Source organism: Vibrio sp. Vb1166, assembly GCF_033338695.1.
GTDB lineage: Bacteria > Pseudomonadota > Gammaproteobacteria > Enterobacterales > Vibrionaceae > Vibrio > Vibrio alginolyticus.
In genome coordinates this window covers 89292-110159 of record NZ_JAWOTE010000004.1, presented here as the reverse complement: position 1 = coordinate 110159, position 20868 = coordinate 89292, and the positions used below count along the sequence as shown (strand labels likewise).

Annotated in this window: 18 protein-coding genes; 10 read left to right on the top strand and 8 right to left on the bottom strand. The window is 44.0% G+C overall.

Features of this window, described 5'->3' with window-relative positions; translation table 11 throughout:
- Nucleotides 1–12 precede the first annotated feature (12 nt).
- The 3 genes from R7E51_RS06385 to R7E51_RS06375 all read right to left on the bottom strand — a co-directional run bounded on the left by R7E51_RS06385 (nt 13) and on the right by R7E51_RS06375 (nt 4345).
- On the bottom strand, nt 13–2040 hold the full coding sequence (locus tag R7E51_RS06385; RefSeq protein ID WP_017821874.1) for a tRNA(Met) cytidine acetyltransferase TmcA: 2028 nt from the start codon (nt 2038–2040) through the stop codon (nt 13–15).
- 105 nt (nt 2041–2145) lie between these two features.
- On the bottom strand, nt 2146–3120 hold the full coding sequence (locus R7E51_RS06380) for a ParB/RepB/Spo0J family partition protein (protein ID WP_005374504.1): 975 nt from the start codon (nt 3118–3120) through the stop codon (nt 2146–2148).
- 7 nt (nt 3121–3127) lie between these two features.
- Nucleotides 3128–4345 (bottom strand): AAA family ATPase, encoded by a 1218-nt coding sequence (locus R7E51_RS06375; protein WP_005374503.1) that lies wholly within the window; start codon nt 4343–4345, stop codon nt 3128–3130.
- Nucleotides 4346–5583: 1238 nt separating this feature from the next.
- Between R7E51_RS06375 and R7E51_RS06370 the strand changes: the two genes are divergently transcribed.
- Nucleotides 5584–7554, top strand: a complete 1971-nt coding sequence (locus R7E51_RS06370) for a replication initiator protein RctB domain-containing protein (protein WP_005374502.1) — start codon at nt 5584–5586, stop codon at nt 7552–7554.
- A gap of 289 nt (nt 7555–7843) precedes the next feature.
- Here R7E51_RS06370 and R7E51_RS06365 read toward each other — a convergent pair whose 3' ends face one another.
- The 3 genes from R7E51_RS06365 to R7E51_RS06355 are packed head-to-tail and all read right to left on the bottom strand — an operon-like array spanning nt 7844 to nt 10094.
- Nucleotides 7844–8311, bottom strand: coding sequence for a hypothetical protein (locus R7E51_RS06365; RefSeq protein WP_005374501.1), 468 nt, complete (start codon nt 8309–8311; stop codon nt 7844–7846).
- Nucleotides 8311–9243 (bottom strand): ATP-binding cassette domain-containing protein, encoded by a 933-nt coding sequence (locus R7E51_RS06360; RefSeq protein WP_017821873.1) that lies wholly within the window; start codon nt 9241–9243, stop codon nt 8311–8313. Before R7E51_RS06360 ends, R7E51_RS06365 begins: the two co-directional genes overlap by 1 nt.
- Nucleotides 9244–9245: 2 nt before the next feature.
- Nucleotides 9246–10094: an ABC transporter ATP-binding protein gene (locus R7E51_RS06355; RefSeq protein WP_005374497.1), complete on the bottom strand. Its 849-nt coding sequence runs from the start codon at nt 10092–10094 to the stop codon at nt 9246–9248.
- 361 nt (nt 10095–10455) lie between these two features.
- Between R7E51_RS06355 and R7E51_RS06350 the strand changes: the two genes are divergently transcribed.
- Both R7E51_RS06350 and ribA read left to right on the top strand, forming a co-directional pair.
- Nucleotides 10456–10653, top strand: coding sequence for a PA3496 family putative envelope integrity protein (locus R7E51_RS06350; RefSeq protein WP_005374493.1), 198 nt, complete (start codon nt 10456–10458; stop codon nt 10651–10653).
- Nucleotides 10654–10891: 238 nt separating this feature from the next.
- The gene (gene ribA / locus R7E51_RS06345; RefSeq protein WP_017635221.1) at nt 10892–11953 is read left to right on the top strand and encodes a GTP cyclohydrolase II; all 1062 of its coding nucleotides are present in this window, start codon (nt 10892–10894) and stop codon (nt 11951–11953) included.
- 68 nt (nt 11954–12021) lie between these two features.
- On the opposite strand, the gene R7E51_RS06340 is transcribed toward ribA, so the two are convergent.
- Complete coding sequence (locus tag R7E51_RS06340) at nt 12022–12777, bottom strand: substrate-binding periplasmic protein (protein ID WP_005383196.1); 756 nt, start codon at nt 12775–12777, stop codon at nt 12022–12024.
- A gap of 68 nt (nt 12778–12845) precedes the next feature.
- On the opposite strand from R7E51_RS06340, the gene R7E51_RS06335 reads away from it, so the two are divergent.
- The 3 genes from R7E51_RS06335 to R7E51_RS06325 all read left to right on the top strand — a co-directional run bounded on the left by R7E51_RS06335 (nt 12846) and on the right by R7E51_RS06325 (nt 15906).
- Nucleotides 12846–14744, top strand: a complete 1899-nt coding sequence (locus R7E51_RS06335; protein WP_017821058.1) for an ATP-binding protein — start codon at nt 12846–12848, stop codon at nt 14742–14744.
- Nucleotides 14745–14844: 100 nt separating this feature from the next.
- Nucleotides 14845–15054, top strand: a complete 210-nt coding sequence (locus tag R7E51_RS06330) for a DUF3283 family protein (RefSeq protein ID WP_005374484.1) — start codon at nt 14845–14847, stop codon at nt 15052–15054.
- A gap of 135 nt (nt 15055–15189) precedes the next feature.
- Nucleotides 15190–15906, top strand: coding sequence for a YebC/PmpR family DNA-binding transcriptional regulator (locus R7E51_RS06325; RefSeq protein ID WP_005374482.1), 717 nt, complete (start codon nt 15190–15192; stop codon nt 15904–15906).
- A 72-nt stretch (nt 15907–15978) separates the two neighbouring features.
- Here the strand turns inward: R7E51_RS06325 and rodA are convergent, their stop codons facing one another.
- On the bottom strand, nt 15979–17061 hold the full coding sequence (gene rodA, locus R7E51_RS06320; RefSeq protein ID WP_017821057.1) for a rod shape-determining protein RodA: 1083 nt from the start codon (nt 17059–17061) through the stop codon (nt 15979–15981).
- Between the two features lie 393 nt (nt 17062–17454).
- Here rodA and R7E51_RS06315 point away from each other — a divergent pair, with 393 nt between their 5' ends.
- From R7E51_RS06315 to R7E51_RS06300, 4 genes are read left to right on the top strand one after another with little or no spacing between them, the layout of a single operon-like run.
- Nucleotides 17455–18123: a hypothetical protein gene (locus R7E51_RS06315; protein ID WP_005383200.1), complete on the top strand. Its 669-nt coding sequence runs from the start codon at nt 17455–17457 to the stop codon at nt 18121–18123.
- A 9-nt stretch (nt 18124–18132) separates the two neighbouring features.
- Nucleotides 18133–18831, top strand: coding sequence for an ABC transporter ATP-binding protein (locus R7E51_RS06310; protein ID WP_005374479.1), 699 nt, complete (start codon nt 18133–18135; stop codon nt 18829–18831).
- A complete protein-coding gene (locus tag R7E51_RS06305; protein WP_017821056.1) occupies nt 18819–20087 on the top strand; it encodes an ABC transporter permease in 1269 nt (422 codons plus the stop codon). Before R7E51_RS06310 ends, R7E51_RS06305 begins: the two co-directional genes overlap by 13 nt.
- Complete coding sequence (locus R7E51_RS06300; RefSeq protein WP_017821055.1) at nt 20080–20865, top strand: outer membrane lipoprotein-sorting protein; 786 nt, start codon at nt 20080–20082, stop codon at nt 20863–20865. The genes R7E51_RS06305 and R7E51_RS06300 overlap by 8 nt, the downstream gene beginning before the upstream one ends.
- Nucleotides 20866–20868 lie beyond the last annotated feature (3 nt).

The following is a 20868-nucleotide window of genomic DNA, read 5'->3' as shown; positions in this document are numbered from 1 at the left end:
GTAAATTTCCCTTTATTGTTTACAGTGTAAATCGCTCCAAATGTGTCTTACTTCGTCCCTTAACTGCTGCTCAACTTGCCTTCTTCCAGGTAAACCAAATTGCTGAGCACATTCAGTCCAACTACGGTTAAGAAAAAGCTTACTAATCATCAAGTCGGAAACAGAGTTCAAACCTAAATTAAGTAACCACTGTTGAAGCCACACAGACACAGACTCATAACTGTTACCACCATCAGCATAACATTCAATTAGTAATAACTTAGCGGGATGAAGTGGACTCATTCCCAAAGGTTGCGGCAATAGAGCTCGAAAAATAGGGGCTTCTAATTTTGGATAGACGTCAGCCACATTGTTAGACAACATTTCTTCAAATAGCGCCTGAGATTGGTCGACCCAAGCCGTCTGTTGGGAATCACAAGGTTTGACCATCAAGACTGAATAACAACCGCTAGCAGCATCGCGCATTGACCCTAAGCGAATTGTACGGAAGTTCGATTGTCGCCAGAAATAGAGCAACTCTTCCGTCGCACCAAAACTCGTGGATAAGTAGGCAATGTGTTTAGCAGCCATTTGCTCAAGTTGCTGCAGAATTTTTTGACCAATGCCTTTGCCTTGCAATGCTGGATGAACCGCAATTCTCATGACTCGCAGCGTCGATAGATTCGCGACATTCGGGAATCCTAGGTGGTTTGCAATCGTAATTGGGGCTAAGTGTCCTTTAGGACGACGCTTACCAAGCTGGATTTCTTCAATCAATTCATCGTCAAGGCCCCCCTCTTCGACCGCTAATATCACCCCCACAACCGCATTATCTTGCTTAGCAAAATAGAGCTGACTGTTGTCGTCTTGCAAAAGGTGAATCAAATCATTCGGCGAGGTCTGATAATGAGCATTCACCAAAAGAGCGAAGCACTCACGCAGCAAACTAGGCTGCGATATCAAATTGTTCTTATCGGCTTTAGAAAGGGAAATTGAGTCGACCTGTTTAAGTTGATGGTGCGTTAACTCCGCATCCAACAAAAACGCGTCATAGAGCCATGATTCAAGCGCATCATTCATGCTCCAGCGGATGGGCTGTGTCATGTGCCATGTTTTCATTCCCGAACGCTGTTTCTGAAGCCAATCAACAAATTTAATCGTAAAGCCCCGGCCACAACCTTCATAACCATGAACAGTCGTAGAAAAAACGAGTCGATGATAATGTTCGGTAATGCTTTTGAGCATAGGAACTGGAATTGCAGCCGCTTCATCGACAAGTAACAAATCACATTCAGGTCTGCTCGATAGAAGTTCGTCAGGAGCAATGAATTGAATGGCTCCCTGCCCTGATTCTAATCTGTCCTTCTTAATGCGCTGTGCGTTAGGGAGTAAACGTAAAGCATGTTGGTAAACAGGCTCAACGGCTTTTATAGATGGTGCCGTAATTAAGATTCTAAGTGGCTTCTGCTGTAATAAGTTCGCACACGCAATGCCGAGGGCACTTGTTTTTCCGCGCCCACGATCAGCGGTCAAAATTAACGGTCGCTTTCGATGTCCTGTCACCACCTTTTCAATTAGAGAAATGGCATGTTCTTGTTCCGTGTAGTGGCTTTCTTTTTCTGCTTGCTTGATGTCTGGAGCCGTTGGCAATGGTTTGTCTTGCTCAATAACAACGAGCTTCTCCCACTGTTTGTGCATCCATTGCTGAGCAAAATTCGCATTTTGTCGCAGCTCAGTAATGACAATAAGAAAACCGCCGCCAACCAATGAGCCAAGCGCGGCGGTAAAACTATTGGCGTCAAAGCCATTTCGAGCATCAAACAATAGAACGTCACACTCTCTGCCTAGCAACATGTGTCCTTGTTTAGACGAAACACTGGATACGTTTTTCAAACCAAAATCACCAACAGAAAACCAACGTTGATGGCGCTGCGTTTTATGGAACTCTGACATCAACGCATTTTGCCAAGAAGCCTCGCCTTGAATGACAACACCAATCCTTTGGAAAGATTGGTGAGCTTGATGTTGAAGTGATGAAAGGAAATCAGATTGTGTCTGCATTTTGTCTATCCAACGTTGAACTGACGTAATGGTATCACATCTTTAATTTGACGCTTCTCAGATATAAAAAAACCGCCCGGAGGCGGTTGATTCAATCATCATTTGTTATTGCAGTTTGGTTTGTACAAACGCAAGAATCTCTTCCATTAAGCTGTCGTCAACTTTCTTCAAGTTCAACGCCAGGCTGCTACCTTTTCGGCTATAGCTTGCTCGACCTTTAACTAAGTCGACTTTTTCCGTCTTCTTACCAGGTTTTGCTGGTGCAAGTTCAGTAATCCAATTTTCGATGCTTTCCGTGACTTCTTTTGTCAGACGAGCAACGCCTTGAGCTGTGCTTCGCTGCCATAAAAACCCTTCGCTAGAGCGACATTTATCTAACAGCTCTTGCTGCTGCTCTGGCGTTAGCGTTGAAAACTGTTTGTGCAGTTTCACGATTGTTGGGCGACCGAGATCGCCAACATTCGGATACGCTTGAAGCAGTTCTAACGGTAATGCTGCGGCTTTTAAAGCGCCACTTACCAACGCTTCACTGCACTGGAACATTTTTGCCAATGCTTTCTGATCCTCAGCTTCACCACTATCAAGCTTAGCCTGCATCTCTTTACCTTTTTCGTATAAAGAGAGCGGTTTGTGAGCATTTGCCACATCAGACAAAAACTTAGCATGGTCAGTATTGATGTTGTCAGCAACATAAACCAAAAAATCTTGTTCAGCGAGGATACAAGACATGCGACGACGGCTACCATCTAAAACTTCAATCTTGCCATCTTCAGTTCTACGACCCACCGCTGGATATTGTTGGCCACGCTCTTTGAGTGTGACTAAAACATCAGATAAAGCATGTTCGTTTAAGAACGATTGCTCACGAGCGTTATCAACAAATACTGTTGTTTCTGTCGCAACTTTATTTGCAGGAATACGCACAAGTTCAAACTGAACAATATTTTCACCTGCAACTGCTAGTTCAATCGTTTGAGCTTTCTCTTTTGCCGCAGTTTGCGCCTCTTGCGGAGTCACAACACGACGCTTATTCGTTTTGCCAAATAATTTCGCGTTTAATTCAGACGTTTTCAAAGCCATTTACTTATTACCCCTGATTCAATGACGGCCAATTAGAGTGCAGCACACGCTCTAATTCCAGTGCGCTTTTATGAACAGCGTCTTGCGCGGTAGCTAGTGTCTTCTTACCGCCTTCAAAATCGCTTACTGTCAGATCAAATACTGTGCTGTAGGTATCGGCACAGGTTTCAAACGCACGGCTACGAGGAATAGTAGCCATCATAACTTGGTCACCTAGAAGATAGTTCATTTCAGTTAAAACAGAAACTTGCTTCTTATTGTCGTCCTCAAACATGGTTGGCATCAAGCGAACAAACTCAAGACCATTCCAGTCCTCCGGGAACATTTCATATACCGTAGGCAAATGCTGGAAGAAGTTTACTGTTGAAGCCCAGTCCAGACGCTTAGCCGCACAAGGAATGAGCAAGGCATTTGATGCATACATCGCATTCCATACTAATGGGTCAACGTGTGGACCGGTATCAATCATAATGATATCGAAGTCATCAGCAATTTTATCAATCAGTTGCTCTTTCAGCAGACGGACGATATCGAGTGATGGGTCTTCAGATAGCGTTTGCCATGCTTCCGCATTAAACATCGCGTCTTCTGGAAACGCTGAAATCGACTTTAAGTTCGGATATTGCGTTGGCAGCAATACGTTTTTACGTAAAAATTCACTGTCAATTTCCACACCATCAGGCACGTTACCCAACATAATGTCTACCGCAGAATAGATATTATCATGCTCTGCCATGCTGATTTGCGGGTTGAGGAATAAACGTAGCGAGCCTTGTGGGTCTAAGTCGATTAAACAAATACGGTATCGTTTATCCAAATTTAGCGCTAAACATGCCGCTAAATGAACCGCGGTCATTGATTTACCTGTACCGCCCTTTTGGTTCTGCACATTAATAATCCAAGGTTTGTTACCTGAATTCTTTTTACGCTCATGAAATTTAGGCACTTCAGCCGCATCCATGAGCATGTGTGCTTCTTCTAACGTAATTGAATAATGATTCGCGTTGTTTTTAGTAAATTGATGCCCAGCGGCTTCCATTTTACCAATCGCGTCGTCGAGCTTACGGCGAGTTAGACCAGAACGGGTTTCCATCATCGCTTTCGACATTGGTGGGAAGTAGTTATCGCTTCGCTCTTCTAAAACAATTTCAATACGGTCAGCTTGAACCTGCTGAGTCAGCTCCGCTAACTCAAGAAGGTTTTCAATCGTTTTTTCTCTTTTCATGCCAAATTCCGTTGGAAGGATTTATAACTGCAATTGTACAGCAGTAAAGACCAAAAACAACAAAAAGGTGCACGAACATTTTGAATTACCATCACATAAAAAAACACCCAAATCGACGCTTTTATGATTTATGGTCAAAAAGATAACTATTTTTAATCAAATAATCTTCTCATAAGTGGACACCTAAACTTAAAAATAAAAAGTGTTACAGCGTCACTCATTTACAATGTAAATCAATTTTCTACCGGAACGATTATAATCTTAAGCTAAATTACGGATTATGTTAGACCAACCTAATTTAAACGAAAAATAGTAAGTAATATCGGAACAATAAAGACCTGAACACCTTGATCATGTCTCCGAGCAAAATAGGGCAGTTCCAGCGAAACATCTATGGAAGTATGATCAAGGTATACTTATGATCATGCTTCCGTGTTAATAAACAAATCCGAAAGCATGATCATGGAAAAATTGAGCAGAGTACGGTGTAAACACGCAAATAAAATAAGATCCATTAGTCGGAAATATGATCAAGCCTTAAAATCTCTCGGAAGCATGAGTTTTCTTCTCTGATTTACGGTTGAGTGCAGACAGAATGGGGGATTGAGCAGAAATTGACGGTATAGAAGCCGGAACAATGAAATTGCTCAAGTTGCTATGATAAATCACACTCTCATGATCATGCTTCCTGTAAATAAGCAGAGACTAGGATTTACTTCTAAATATGAGCGACTTGAATGTATTTTAATCAGATGAGTCATATCTCATCAATATGGACGCCAGAACGATAGATATATTGGCTCTTGATCATCGATCCGAGTATAAATAACATCACCAATGCACAATATAATCATCGTGAAGATCATTATTAAATACTGCATCTGTGGATAACCTGTAAAAACATCATGATCATCGTTTCAAGACTCTTTTGATCATCTTTTCATAACCTTAATGATCATGCTTACGAATAAATATGATCATGCTTTCAGGTTATTGTTGATCATACTTTCAGACTTCTTATGATCATAGTTCCGAAATAAATGGAAATAATAGTCTTATAGAACAAAAGCTTAGCGAAAAATTTCAAGCCAGATCATTAGATCATATAATCAATTAAGATCAGATTAATCAAAAAGATCAGTTATTTAAAAAACAATCTTTTTTCTTTATTTATGATCTGTTTTTCTTTATTCTTCGGAACCATAGCACAACTACGGCTAGTGTGATCTGGATCTAAAATGACGGCTGATGAAAAAATTCTGATTAAAGCACCGAGAAGCCACAAAGATGGCCATCTTTTTGAGGTACATGAATCCTCTGCGGATTGGGTAGAGCAGTACCAACATTTCAAAGGGGTGACCAAAAGCATCTTAGAGTTGCTTAATCTGATCTCATTACGAGGCTTCAGCAGCAAGGATGGTTTGGTTTCAACCACAGAGATTGTGGAAGCAACAGATGGGCAACTCACACGTGCAGCCTTGCAACAACGTTTGCGCGCGGCAGTAAATATTGGTTTATTTACTCAAACTCCAGTGCGTTTTGAAGAGGGACTTGCTGGTAAAACGATGCTACATAAATTTGTGAATCCCAATCAGCTTATATCTGTGTTGGGAGCAACAAGTCTTGTTACCGACAAAGTTCGCCAGAACGAAAAACAAAAACGTTCGAAAGCATTGGCTCAGACTCAAGTAAACAAACGTTTGTTGAATGAGCACGGGTTAAACACACCTCCCACGATGAAAGATGAAGCCGATCAATTTGTTGTATCTCCAACAAATTGGGCTGGGATCATTGACCAAGCACTTGCGCCACCAAGAACTCGAAAAAGTTATCAGAAATCCATGGTGTCGATCTCTGGCACAAAAGCCGTTATTGAGACGCGATCATCCAAAAATATCATGACTGTGGATGATCTCATGACCCTGTTCGCTCTCTTCACGTTAACGGTTCAGTATCATGATCATCACAAAGATCAGTATCAGCTTGATGCTGCTCACGTACCAAACAAAACGCCGCTATACATCACTGATATTTTGTCGCTCAGAGGCAAAAAAGACAGTGGCCCAGCTCGTGATTCCATTCGCGATAGCATTGATCGCATTGAATTCACTGATTTTCAGCTCCATGAACTTACTGGACGTTGGCTAAGTGAAAACATGCCAGAGGGCTTCAAAAGTGATCGTTTTCGTTTTCTTGCTCGAACCATCACAGCCTCTGAAGAGGCACCAGTGGAGGGAAGCGATGGTGAAATTCGTATCAAGCCAAACTTATATATTTTAGTTTGGGAACCTTCGTTTTATGAAGAGCTGTTAACGCGCGATTATTTCTTCTTGTTCCCACCAGAAATCCTGAAACAGCATACGTTGGTGTTCCAGCTGTATTCGTTTTTCCGTAGCCGTATGGTGCGCCGACACACAGATTGCATGCTGTTGAGCGAGTTAAATCAGAAGCTTGCACGTAACATTGAATGGCGTCGGTTCTCAATGGATCTGATCCGTGAGCTGAAACGCTTGTCAGACGGCAAAGGGACAGACGATCTTTTTGTGGTGAACTTATGGGGCTATCACTTAACGATCGAAACTATGATCGAGAATGATAAAGTGATGGATTACCAGATCGACATCAAATGTGACGTCGAAGAGGTGCTGCGTTACTCACGTGCTCGTACAACCAACGCAGGCAAGCGCAACATGGCGCCTACGCTGCCAAACCCGCTTCGTAATGAGATGGTAACCCGACAGCAGCTTGAGGAGCTCTCAGGCATCATAGACGGCGAATTTGAGCCCATTCAACGCAAAGCACCGTCTCCAAGAGGAAATTTAGGGCGACGCGTGAAGCAAAGAAAACATTTGGTAGAGATCAATGCTGATGAGATCACCATTACTCTATCTAAATATACCTCACCAGAGGCTCTAGAACGCAGTATAACGGCTTTATCTGCGATGACAGGGCACTCGTATGCCTCAATCAAAGAAGAGTGCTCAGATTACATAGAGAAGCTCGATTGGCTAAGGGTAGGGGATGAGCCGATTCCTTATGAGACATTAAGTAAAACCGTCGAGCTGTTTAACACCCAGAACGATGTCAAGCATCTTACCATCGAGCGCTTGATTGCGGGGTTAGCGGTGCGTCGGAAAGTTTGTCGTCAAATCTTCGATGGTCACATGGATGAAATGGTATTTCGTGCCTTGGATGAAATGGCGATTTAAAAATGTCGCTTGATGTGTATCAAGCTATAGGTGTGATGTATCGGTTTGAAATGTAACAATGTCTTTCGATGATAAAAAACAGACTTAACTCTTACAAACCACTGACATTAGAAGCCAAGCCTAATACTACTATTTATCCCGAATAGACAACCTTTTGTCCTTTCTGATGATTAATAGATTGGCTCATATTGTTACATTCATTCTGAATAGACTTCGCGAGTTTCTCCTCAGGAAACTCGCTTTTTTTTACCTAAAATTCCGCTAATTAAGCCTTGATCATTTTTCCGGACTAATGAGGCAAACCTTGATCATGCTTCTTAGGTTCATTCCAATGTAATGAACGCATCAACGCAACATGTGATTCGATTAAGCTATGGGCTTGTTCCTGCCACTTGTTTTGATCACACTGCTGATTACAAAACTCTAACGCCACAACGGTGAGATGCTGAAGTCGTCTCAAACACCAATCTTTGATCAGAATATCAGTCGAGACTTGGCATGCTGCTTGTTCAAGCTTTGCACTCGTATAAAGCAAAGTTTGATATGCTTTCTGAGGGTCTTGGTACCTTGCATGTTGAAACACGCGTAAACATCCATCCAACCAGCAAGCAATCGCTTTACTTTGAAGATCACTCAATTCGGGTCCAAACACGTCATCAGGCACCTGATATAAGATCGTTTCCAATTTTTCTACTTGATCATGTTTCCGCTGTTCGTACCACATGGCGATTTGATCTTGCCAAGTACTCAAATCCATTACGCTGCCTCAGTCCATTGTTTTACATAGTGATTTGGTCCTATTTGATCAAATTCGTCGACAATTATGCTGCTACGTTGACGAATTTCATCGGCATCTATCGAATAGTTTGGTTCATTTTTCACTAAGTTACCAAAAGGTAAGTCAGGATCAGGAACGGCAGAAATCAACAGCTTAGTATAAGGATGCTGCGGATTCTTAAGTATTGAATGCGTGTCGCCCCATTCAACGATTTGCCCTTTGTACATTACTGCGGTTTCTTCCGCGATGTAGTGCGCAGTCGCCAGATCATGAGTGATGTATAAAAAACCAATTCCCAGTTCTTGCTTCATTCGTTGCATTAAATTCAACACTCCCAAGCGAATAGAAACATCCAGCATAGACGTAGGCTCATCCGCAAGAATGATTTGCGAACCTACCGCTAAAGCCCTTGCTAAGTTTACTCGCTGACGTTGCCCACCACTGAGTTCGTGAGGGAACTTATTCAATGTCTCTTCAGGTAGTTCCACCAGCTTTAGGAGCTCTTCCAAGCGGGCTGGGATGTCGCGCTCGTTTTTGACTTGTTTATGAATTTTTAAAGGACGTGTTAGGTGATGGCGAATGGTATGAGTTGGATTGAGAGAGCCAAACGGATCTTGAAACACCATTTGTACTTTACTGCGATATTCTTGTAGAGCCGATCGTGACGTGATCTCATTTATGTCAGTGCCATTGAAAAGGATCTCGCCTTCCGTTGCAGGATAGACTTTGGTTATTAAGCGAGCGCAAGTACTCTTACCGCAGCCTGACTCTCCAACCAAAGCCAAGGTTTTTCCTGCGTACAGATCAAAAGTCACTCCTTGAAGCGCACGAAAGGTTTCCTCTTTCGCTAAACCACCGCCCACTTTGAATTCTTTAATCACATTTTTCATTTGGATGATAGGTTGACTCATGGTTACGCTCCTTGTAACTCTGGTTGTTTGTGGACGTCATGGATGTTTGGGAAAGAAGCCCATAGCTTTTGCGTGTAAGGGTGTTGAGGATGATTGCGTATATCGTATGCTCGATTGACTTCGACGATTTCTCCGTGACGCATGATTGCAATTCGATCACATAGTTGGCTCATGAGTGCCAGGTCATGAGTGATAAAGAGGACTGAAAAACCGAACTCATCTCTAAGCTGATAAATTTGCTGTAAAATTTCTCGCTGTACCACTACATCTAATGCTGTTGTGGGTTCATCCATAATGATCAGTTTTGGATTTAGAGACAAAGCAATGGCTATCACCAACCGCTGACGCATTCCTCCTGAAAATTGGTGAGGATATTCTGCTAAGCGTTCTCGAGGAATATTGACCAAGTCCAACAACTTTTCTGCTCTATCTTTTGCTTGAGCGTTAGTGAGGCCTTGATGGTGTCGTAACACATCTGCAAATTGCTCTTGTATCGTTAAGACAGGGTTGAGTGAGTTCATCGCGCTCTGGAACACCATGGCGATTTCACTCCACCTTAGAGCGGTCAGTTCAGAGTCTGAGATACTAAGGATATCTTTGCCATCAAACCATATTTTACCGCCAGAAATGAACGCTGGCGGCTTATGAAGACGATTTATTGAGAATGCAATTGTGCTTTTACCACATCCAGATTCACCGGCAAGACCAAATACTTCGCCTTTGCCGATATCAAAGCTGACGGACTTTACCGCATTAAAATCACCATTATCAGTGATGTAATCGACGCACAAATCTCGGATCTGGATGACCGGGTCATTGTGGTATGCATGACTTAAGTTAATACCATCCATATAAACACCTTACCAATCTAAAAGATAATTATTATCATTATCAGGTGTGGCGGTTTTTAGAAAGTATCAAACTATGAATCAGTGAAGTGACTCGAAAGTTAGGTGAAACAGGAAGTGGTGTAATGCGTCGTTGATAAAACTAAAGAAGAGCAGAATTGAGAGCTAGATCAGCACACTTTTCGTAGGGGGAATTACTCAAATTTAATCGTAAATTTGTCCCTTGGCAAAACTTAAATGATGAATCTATTAAGGAGTTAACGAAAGGGCGGGAGGGGTCACATTTCCCTACAGTTTTTCTTACCACCTTGTTCCGGTTTTGCTATAGATTACGCATCGAAAACATGGTGTGTTCGGAGGAAATATGTCCATTAATTCTATCGACCATGACGAGATGACCAACATCGCTCACAAATGGGAATTACCTGATGAGGAAACCGTTGTGAAGCCAGAGAAAACAGTGAAATCAGCAGAAGCCAGAAGACGCATTGAAGCGTTACGTGAGATCCGTGAAAGTGGGTTGACCATTGAAGAAGCAAGGGAGCTTGGCTTGATACACTGATCGCCTCAGGTTGGTTTAGCAACCCATAGGGTAGTCGACGGACTGCCCTTTTTATTTTTTCACTCTATTACTCTCTTATTCAAACTCTCCATTTATCTGTCTTGCGCCTCAAAAGCACGAGTTTCACACTCACGTCCCGTCCCGAAGAAGTTTGACAATCTGACCTTGTGTTACTAGATATATCAGTAGCGATATGCTTTTTGTTGATTATCGCAACCACAAAGCAAGGAGCGCAAGTATGGTTGATCAAATCCTTTTTTATGAGCCCGATGAGCCCCACGGTTTTCTCTCAAATTTTTGCCATGCCCCAGTCAATATCTCCTCCCAAACTTGGCCCACCAGCGAACATTATTACCAAGCCCAAAAGTTTCTCGATGCTCAGTTGCAAAGTAAAATTCAGCACGCAAGCACCCCTGATGAAGCGTTTGCTTTAAGCCGTAAATACGAACACTTTGTCAGAAGCGATTGGGACGATATAAAGTTGGCTGTTATGGCTTTCATCGTTAGGGAAAAGTTTCTACAAAATCCACCATTAGCGCAGCAATTAATGAGAACGGGTAACGCTTGCCTAACAGAGCATTCTCATAAAGATGCCTTTTGGGGAGACGGGGGAGATGGTAAAGGAGAAAATCATCTAGGAGAGATTCTGATGAATGTTCGAGCAGAGCTGAGACATGTTGAGCCTTACAATCTCGTGAAGTTTATCGATAAAGCCAAATTGCCCACCCAGTGGGGCACATTTATGATGTACGGCTTTATTGAAGCCGCGACAAATAAAGAGCATCTTGCTCTGGTCTATGGCGAGCCAACAAAAAGTGCAGCACCACTTATTCGGTTGCATTCGGAGTGTCTTACCGGAGATGCTCTATTTAGCACGCGTTGTGACTGTGGTTTTCAGCTTAATAGAGCGCTACAAAACATCGTCAAAGAGGGATGTGGCGTGCTGCTTTATTTACGTCAAGAAGGGCGTGGAATCGGCTTGATTAATAAAATTCGTGCCTATCACTTACAAGATGATGGCGCAGATACCGTGGAAGCAAATGAGCGTTTAGGTTTTGCCGCTGATATGCGTGATTACGCGTTCTGTAAAGGAATGCTAGAGCATTTGGGGATTGACGCTGTGCGTCTAATGACGAATAACCCACGCAAGCTCGCCGCCTTAAAAGCGGTTGATATTAACGTCATTGAACGAGTGCCATTACAAGAAGGGAATAACCCAAGTAATCAACATTACCTGCAAACCAAGGCGAGTAAATTGGGGCACATGTTTGATCCTAAGTTTGTTAACCACACTAAGTAAGTTCTACAGATTTCTCAGAAACAAAAACGCCAACGTATCATCGTTGGCGTTTTTGTTAATGAGTTGATTCATTGATACTTTTGAATGATTTCATCAATTTCCCCTGAGGTTTTTAATTCAACGAGTCGTGTATTGATGTAATTTTGAGTTTCTGGTTGCATTTGAGGTGAAAAAGCCAGGTAGATTGAGTAGTCAGGAATAACCGAGCTGAAAGGCTGTATCTGAAAATTCTCTAACGGCAAATTGAGTCGCTTTAAGTTGTAAAGGACTCGGGATTCCATCTCGACAAAAGCTGTATCTCCAGGGGTTCGGCTTATCACTCGGTATGCGGCGTTGTAGTCTTTCACACGCATTTCATTGACACTGCCATTTTCAAAGAACGGTGTTAAATTTGGATAATCAAACCCTAGCAGTAATACAATAGAACGACCATGCATGGTATCCATGTTTTTGAATTCTAAAGGCTTCTCGCTACTCGACACCAGTACATGTTTTACAGTGTAAATGGGCTCCTCAGATAAATTTTCCGACTGCACCTTGCCCCAGTTCGGGCTGCCATAAGTTAACCAGTTTGGCTCAGCGCCTTCTTCCAATATGGAAATCATACGTTTAAATGGATAAGTATGATAATTCACTTGGTAATCCGACTCCGCGAAGATAGCGCTGACGATATCGGTCACAATTCCGGAGTGCATTTGTCCCTGTTGTTCAATTTGAAATGGTCGAGCTTGTTCAGCAATGACGTAATAGTTCACTTGATTTGCGGTCACATGAGAACTTACAACAATTAAGCTAAAAGCCAATCTAAGTAGAAGTCTTTTCATCGTATCCTCGATTATTATTTGTGCGTAGCTATATTTAGAGTAGCGCAAGTTTATCGGAGCGGTTTCATATGGATGAAAAAGAGCGATCTCAACGTCGTTTTAGTATCGGCAACCAACTTATGTTGGCGGTATTAACGTTGAGTTTAATCTTTACGGTCATCATTTCTACAGTGAGCTTATATCGAGTTTTTCACGAAGATTTAGCCCATTTAGATGTTGAATTAAAGCAGGTTGAGTCTAGCTATTTATCGAGCTTTTCTGCGAGTTTGTGGGTAGAGGATAGGGAGCTGTTGTTGACACAAGCTCAAGGTGCAATGCGTATGCCCTCGGTGGACTACTTACGTATTGCTAGTGAAGACGAAGTTATCATTGAATTAGGTTCGGCGCTTTCTGAGGATGTTGTCGAGAGAAGCTGGCCGATGCAGTATCGGGTCGGCGATAAAACGTATGATCTCGCGATATTAACGGTTCAATCGGATCTTAGCGCGATATATGAAGATCTTTGGCAGCAGTTCTTTTTTCTACTTACGACAGAAGCGATCAAAATTCTTGTCCTCATCATTGGTGTTCTTTGGGTGGCGTTTCGCTTGTTGGTCAATCCGTTACAATTGCTGTCTGGTGCGGTGAGCGATTTTCGTGGCGGTACAGTGCCGAGTAAAGTGACTCTCCCTAAACGATGGTGCTTTGATGAAGTGAGTGTTTTGGCAGAGAAATACAACCGAAGTGTTGAGAAAGTGAAAGAGCACCAGACTGAGTTAGAGGCTGAACGCGATAGGGCAGAAGTCGCTAATCGTAAAAAAAGTGAGTTTCTCGCCACTATGAGTCATGAGATCCGCACACCGATGAATGGCATTATTGGTGTGTCGTCGTTGCTCAATGACACCGACCTCGATCCCCAGCAAAAAGAGTTTGTAGAGATCATTGACAGTTCTTCTCACTCACTAATGACGATCATCGACGACATTTTGGACTTCTCTAAAGTTGAAGCTGGCAAAGTAGAGCTAGAATACACGAGCTATGATCTTCGCGAGCTACTTGACGATGTCATCAGTTTACATAGTGTCAAAGCCAAGCAGAAAAACTTACAGCTGCTCAGCGATATTGATCCTCACTTGCCAACGGAAGTGCAAGGTGATGCCACACGATTGAAACAAGTTCTGAACAATTTGTTGAGCAACGCGATTAAATTTACCGAGCGCGGCCATGTGAAGCTTCTTGTAGCGTTATCTCGACTTGATGGAGAGACCGCTCTTATCCGGTTTCGAGTTGTGGATTCTGGGATTGGTATTGCGAAAGAGCACCAACAAGCAATCTTCGAACGCTTCCAACAAGCTGATGGTAGTACCACCAGAAAGTATGGTGGGACAGGGCTTGGTTTGGCGATAGCTGCACAGTTGGTTAACTTGATGGGAGGGGAAATACAACTAACAAGTGAGCTTGGGCTGGGAAGCTGTTTTGAATTTTCGATTCCTGTTGCTGTAATAAATGCGCAATCGACCTATACCGACCAACTTAATGTATTAGATTTCCCGAAAGCGGAAGACAACGAAATCAGCCCTCAAGATAACGATAAACCTTGGGTATTGGTTGTTGAAGATACCATCGTCAATCAGAAGGTAGTTCGCATCATGTTAGAAAAACTGGGTGTGCGAGTGAGTGTCGCCAACCATGGCGAAGAAGCATTGCAGCTGTGTGATCAGCAGCCTTTCGATTTGATTTTTATGGACTGCCAAATGCCTGTGATGGATGGGTTTATTGCTACGGAGCGAATTCGAAAAATGGGAGAGTGGGGGAAACACGTTCCAATTATTGCGCTAAGTGCCAATGTCATTAAAGAGGATCAGCGACATTGCTTCGATGTTGGGATGAACGAGTTCGTGGCTAAACCCGTTACCAAGAATCGATTACAACAAATATTCGAACAGCATTTACCAAAAGCACTGAAAATCAGCGCGGTGCCAAAATAGTTAACTTGAAATCGATCAAGTTAAGTGCGTTTCTATTCTGTAATTGTAACTCTGTGTGATATAGTGCCCGGCTAGTATTTAAAGTACCTTGAGGCTGTGAATGTCGTTTAATCTATCCCTATTGCCGCCTGACGAAAAAAACAAAATCGAACTGGATAAGCAGGCGTCGTTTTTGGTTTGGAAGCTCAGAGAGGCCAAATCTGGTCCTGAAGCAATAGAAGAACAGTTGTCCAAGATTAACGATGCTGATGAAAAGGCGTTTTTCCAGCAATCGGTCGAAAAGTACAAACGAGTAATGGGTGTCGCTTAACGCGAACCGTGGCAATGGTTCAATCCAATGCGACGAATGAGGTAACCTCCCTATTCCTTTGCTAAGCGAAATTGAAAAGGTTTCGCTTTTTGCTAAAATCCTTCGCATTAAATTTGAATTTAGAGAGACATCCCGATGGGAAGAAGTTTTGAAGTGCGCAAAGCCTCTATGGCGAAAACTGCAGGCGCGAAAATTAAAGTTTATTCCAAATACGGTAAAGAAATTTACATGTGCGCGAAAAACGGTGGTGGTGATCCAGACATGAACTTGTCTTTGAAACACCTGATCGCAAAAGCGAAAAAAGACCAAGTTCCTGCGCACGTTATCGATAAAGCGATCGACAAAGCGAACGGTGGCGGTGGTGAAGACTACACTCCAGCACGTTACGAAGGCTTCGGCCCTGGCGGTACTAGCGTTATCGTTGACTGTCTAACAGACAACGGCAACCGTACTTTCCAAGATGTACGCCAATGCTTTGTGAAAGTCGGTGCGAAAATTGGTGTTGAGGGCTCGGTTTCTCACATGTTCGATCACCAAGCGGTATTCCAGTTCAAAGGCGACGATGATGAAATCATCCTAGAAACGCTAATGATGGAAGACGTAGACGTTACTGACGTTGAGCTAGAAGACGGTGTTATCACTGTATTCGCACCTCACACAGAATTCTTCAAAACAAAAACTGCGCTTAACGGTGCATTCCCAGATCTAACGATCGATGTTGAAGAAATCACATTCGTTCCGCAAACTCATACGCCTGTATCGGGTGAAGATGCTGAGAAATTCCAGAAATTCCTAGATCTTCTAGATGACTGTGATGATGTTCAGCAGGTTTACCACAACGCAGAGCTGTAATTAATTCGCTCATATCGTTGTAAAAAGGCTTCCTTAGGGAAGCCTTTTTTGATCGCTTTTTCTCAAGCAACGCTATGCGTTACGATATTTGGAATAACACAGCGACATGATTACACCAAAACAGATACCTTGAGTTAGCATCGCCGTGCCGCCATAGCTAAAGAAGGGAAGTGGGCTACCCATTACTGGCAACAAGCCACTCACCATGCCCGTATTGATAAAAGCATACAGAAAAAAGCTCATCGCTAATGCGCCACTTACCAGCCGACTAAAAAAGTGGTCAGACTGACATGCAAGCAACATAACGCGTGCAGTAATAAACAAGTACAATGCGAGTAAGACTAAACTGCCAACAAAGCCCCATTCTTCCGCATAGGTCGAAAAAATAAAGTCCGTATGACTTTCTGGAATAAAGCCAAGTGTTCCCTGCGTTGCATTCATCCAACCTTTGCCTTTCATACCGCCTGAGCCAATCGCAATCAAAGATTGGATGATTTGGTAGCCCGAACCCAGTGGATCGGACTCAGGGTGCAAGAACTGTGTTACACGGCTCTTTTGATAGGTTTCCATAACGAAGAACCATAAAATAGGTGCTAACGTTAAAATGCTCGCAATAAACCCGCATATTATTTTCCAGCTCATGCCAGCCAAAAACAAAACGAACAATGCATAAATGACGGTAAAAACTGCACCGTCTAAATCCGGTTGTAGCGCGATTAACCCGGCAGGAATCATTGTAATAAGTAAGCAAAACGCAATTTTCCGACTGTCTGGTCGACCTCCTTCAATATGCAGCATCCAGGCGATCATGATTGGAATGGAAAGTTTGATTAGCTCAGACGGTTGAAAGCGGAAGAAGCCGATATCGAGCCAACGTTGAGAGCCATTGGTGCTATCACCAAATAAAGCGACAGCAAGTAGCAGAGCAACCGCAATAATGTAGAGATATGGAGCTGAGCGCTGATAGCTGGACGCTGGAATCGAGGACATGACCAAGATACAAACTAATGTCAGTCCGCAGCGCGCCAAATGTTTGAAGAGCATCGCCTCATTAAAGCTACTGGCACTCCAGAGAGTGAGCGAACTTAACAGCATGATCGGAATGATCGCCATTAGCAGTGGCAAATCAACTCTTGGGAAATAACGCTTATTCATTTTCAACGACCTAATAACGCACCTATTTTGAGTGCGAAAACAACTAAAACTCGAAGAGTTCAAACTATTCCGATGCTAAGAATCTCGATTTCGAAACAACAGACACCATGCAAAGGTGTGTAAGAAAGGAGAGTGCGACACTGTCTGTTATGGGTAGCTGTGGGATGGATAAATACACTAGCCTCAGATTTTAAGCCAGTGCTTTTATTGTGACTGCCGTAAAAATGTAGAGTTACGAATGAGCGGAATTGTATTTTCTGTTTAAGTGAATGTCATTCATCCTCTCTCAATACCATTCACTCTGCATAACTGCCATTGGTCGCATGCAAAAGCAGCGTGCGATCTTCTCCCTTAATCTGAAACCATCAAATCACGTTCAACTAAGGACAGTACATGATGGTTTCTCAATCTCGCTCAATCAAAGCTCTTAAACTGGCAAGTACGTTTATCGCCGCATTTGCACTTAGCAGCAATCTGGCTCTGGCTAACCCAAGCGAGCGCACACTCAGTCAATTCAACCAAGCAGCACAGGGTGACTCTGGCTTAGTTGATACTGTTTATGGCGAACTATCCAAACAACTCGAAGAGCAGGGCGCAACGCCGGTGACCTTGGTTTACTTGGGCAGTGCGGAGACGTTGCAAGGTCGTGAGGCGTTTATGCCTTGGAACAAGATGAAGTTCACCGAGCGCGGTCTTGCCACAATCCAAAAAGGCTTGGATTTAATGGCGAATCAGCCAGTACCACTGCAAGAGCAACAACGCTTACAAGGCTTGCCGGAATACCAGCTAGCTACCGCCATGGCAGCTACTACGTTTACCTCTCTGCCTGACATGTTCAATCACTTTGAGCGTGGCTACGAGCTGTACCTTTCTCTGCTCGATGAACCGAGTTTTAGCCAACAACCTTTCGCGGCAACGTCTTGGATTTATCGCTACGCCATTGAAGCTGCATTGCGTGCTGAAGATGTTCAACAAGCCAAAATATGGTTAGCGCAAATGGAGCAGTTAGGTGATAGCAATCTAGAAACGCAAACCGCGAAAGCGTTGCTAGCCAAGTATTAGGGAGGCGTCATGATCGTTTTTAATCAACTTAGCCGCGATTACGCCCTTGGTAGCCAAACCGTGCGTGCATTGCGAGACGTGTCTGGTGAAGTGTTTGCCGGCGAAATGGTGGCATTATGCGGGCCGTCTGGCTCAGGCAAAAGCACCTTACTTAATGTGCTTGGCATGCTGGATACTCAATACCAAGGTCAGGTGACATTTGCAGGCAGCCCATACCCAACCGGACAAATGCAGGCGGCGAAAATGCGCCGTGAAAAGCTTGGCTTTGTGTTCCAAAAATTCAATCTTGTGCCTGTGATGACAGCGTTGGAGAACGTGGCGTATCCGCTGCATCTCAACGGTTTTTCAAAAGCGGAACAAACCGAGCTCGCCACACAAATGCTAGAGCACGTTGGCTTGGGCGAGTTTATTCATCATATGCCCGATAACTTGTCGGGCGGTCAGCAGCAGCGTGTGGCAATTGCACGCGCCTTAGTGCACAAACCAGCACTGGTGATTGCTGATGAGCCAACCGCAAGTCTTGATAGCCAAACTGCCAACAAGGTCATCGACATTATGAAAGGGCTCGGACACGAGCTAGGCACCACTTTTATTGTCGCCACACACGACCCTCGTATGGCATCCCGTTGTGACCGCACCATTGAGTTGGTGGATGGCAAAATCACCCAAACGCACGCAAGTGTGGAGGAGGTTTCATGGGCAAGCTAATTCCAGTTTCCGTTCGCCTTGCTTGGTTGAACCTGCAACGCAATCGCCGTCGCAGTTTGTTGTCGATGCTGATCATTGCCATTGCCGTGTTTGCGTTAACCAGTGCGGGCGGTTTTGGTCTATACACCTACGACAGTTTGAAAGAGTCGACAGCGCGTGACACGGGGCATCTGACGTTAACCACGCCGGGTTATTTCGCTAAAGAAGAAGAGATGCCGCTGAGTAACGGGTTAACTCATGCCGACGACATCACCAAGCAATTGATTGGGTTGAATGAAGTGCGAGGCGTGCAGCCACGAGTTGAGTTCAGCGGTTTGATTTCCAACGGCAACAAGTCATCGATCTTTATCGGCATTGGTGTTAACGAGCGCGAATTCGATATGAAAGGACCGTTTTTGGATGTGCGCGAAGGGCAGACGTTGTCCAACATTCATGCATCGCGTTATGACTCAACAGAGCCAGAAGTGATGCTTGGCGTTGATTTGGCGAACAACCTAAGCGTGCACGTTGGCGATTGGATTACCTTGCTGGCGACCACAACCGACGGTGCATTGAATGCGTATGACTTCAAAGTTCGTGGCATCTATTCAACCGGCGTGCCTGAGCTTGATAAACGCCAGTTGTACGTGCACATCAACAGCGCGCAATCGCTGCTCGGTTCAGACAAAGTCAGTGCGTTATCTGTCTTCCTATTCGATACCAGTTTAACTAACCAAGTCGAGCAACAAGTGGCTTCGGTTTTGAGTAAGCAAAAGCAGAACTTTGGTGACCAAGATATTGAGATTACGCCTTGGCAAGAACGTGCGTTCTTCTACCTCAAAGTGAAAGATTTGTACGACCGTATCTTCGGCATCATGGGCGCAGTAATGGCGTTGGTGGTCTTTGTTGCGCTGTTCAACACCATGACCATGTCGGTCACCGAGCGTACACGTGAAATCGGCACCTTGTCAGCACTTGGTAGCTACCCTCGCGAAATCATTGCTGGGTTCTTGCGCGAAGCAGGGTTGCTTGCGGTTATTGGCAGCTTAATTGGCGCTTTGTTTACTGGGTTAGTTACCGTCTTACTGATGGTCGTGGATGTGCAAATGCCGCCACCGCCAGGACGCACAGAAGGTTACCCATTAACGATTTACTTCTCTTGGGAGCTAGTAGCTATAGCAGGATTTGCAGTATTGATGATTTGTTTGGTTGCGGCGTTTTTCTCGGCACGCAAAGGGGTGAACAAGCCAATTACGGAGGCACTGATTTATGTTTAATTTCAAATCACTATTACCAATTGCATTGCTGACGGTAACTGGCGTTGCAAGCATGAATGTCAGTGCGAATGAAACAGCACTAGATGCACAGCAAGTTGCGCAATTGATTGAAAAAGCCGACAGCTACCGCTTGCAAGATGATTCCTCCAAAGTGGTGTCACTGGTGCGCTTATATCAAGACCAAGAGTTAGATAAAACCCGTCTTTACCACGTGTACACGCGTCCAAATCGTGAATCGCTGGTGGTGTTCAAATCGGCGGTTGAAGCAGGGCAAAAGATGCTGATGATGGGCGACAACTACTGGCTGCAAATGCCAAAGAGCCGCCGTCCGATTCGCATTACGCCAATGCAGAAGCTGCTTGGTGAAGCGTCTATCGGCGACATCTCAACCCTGACGTGGAGTCAAGATTATCAAGGTGAATGGAAAGCGACAGAAACCGTTTCGGTGAACGGAGAGAGTGTTGCGGCTTATCACCTTGCCTTAACCGCGAAAACCAAAGGGGCAAGCTATCAGAAGATCGATTTGTGGTTGTCTGAGCAAGATGCGTTTCCAATTAAAGCTGATCTTTACTTGCGCTCTGGCAAACTCGCCAAGCAAGCGCAATACGGACGTGCAAGCGATAACGGTGAAGACTACGTCAGTGAGATGACCTTGCTTGATAGCATTCAGCCGAGCAAAAAGACCGTTATCGAGTATCAAGAAATCGTGCCTTGGCAGCTGGATAACAAGTTCTACAACCCAAGTTATTTGCCAAAAGCTAACACGACTCAGCTTTAGTCT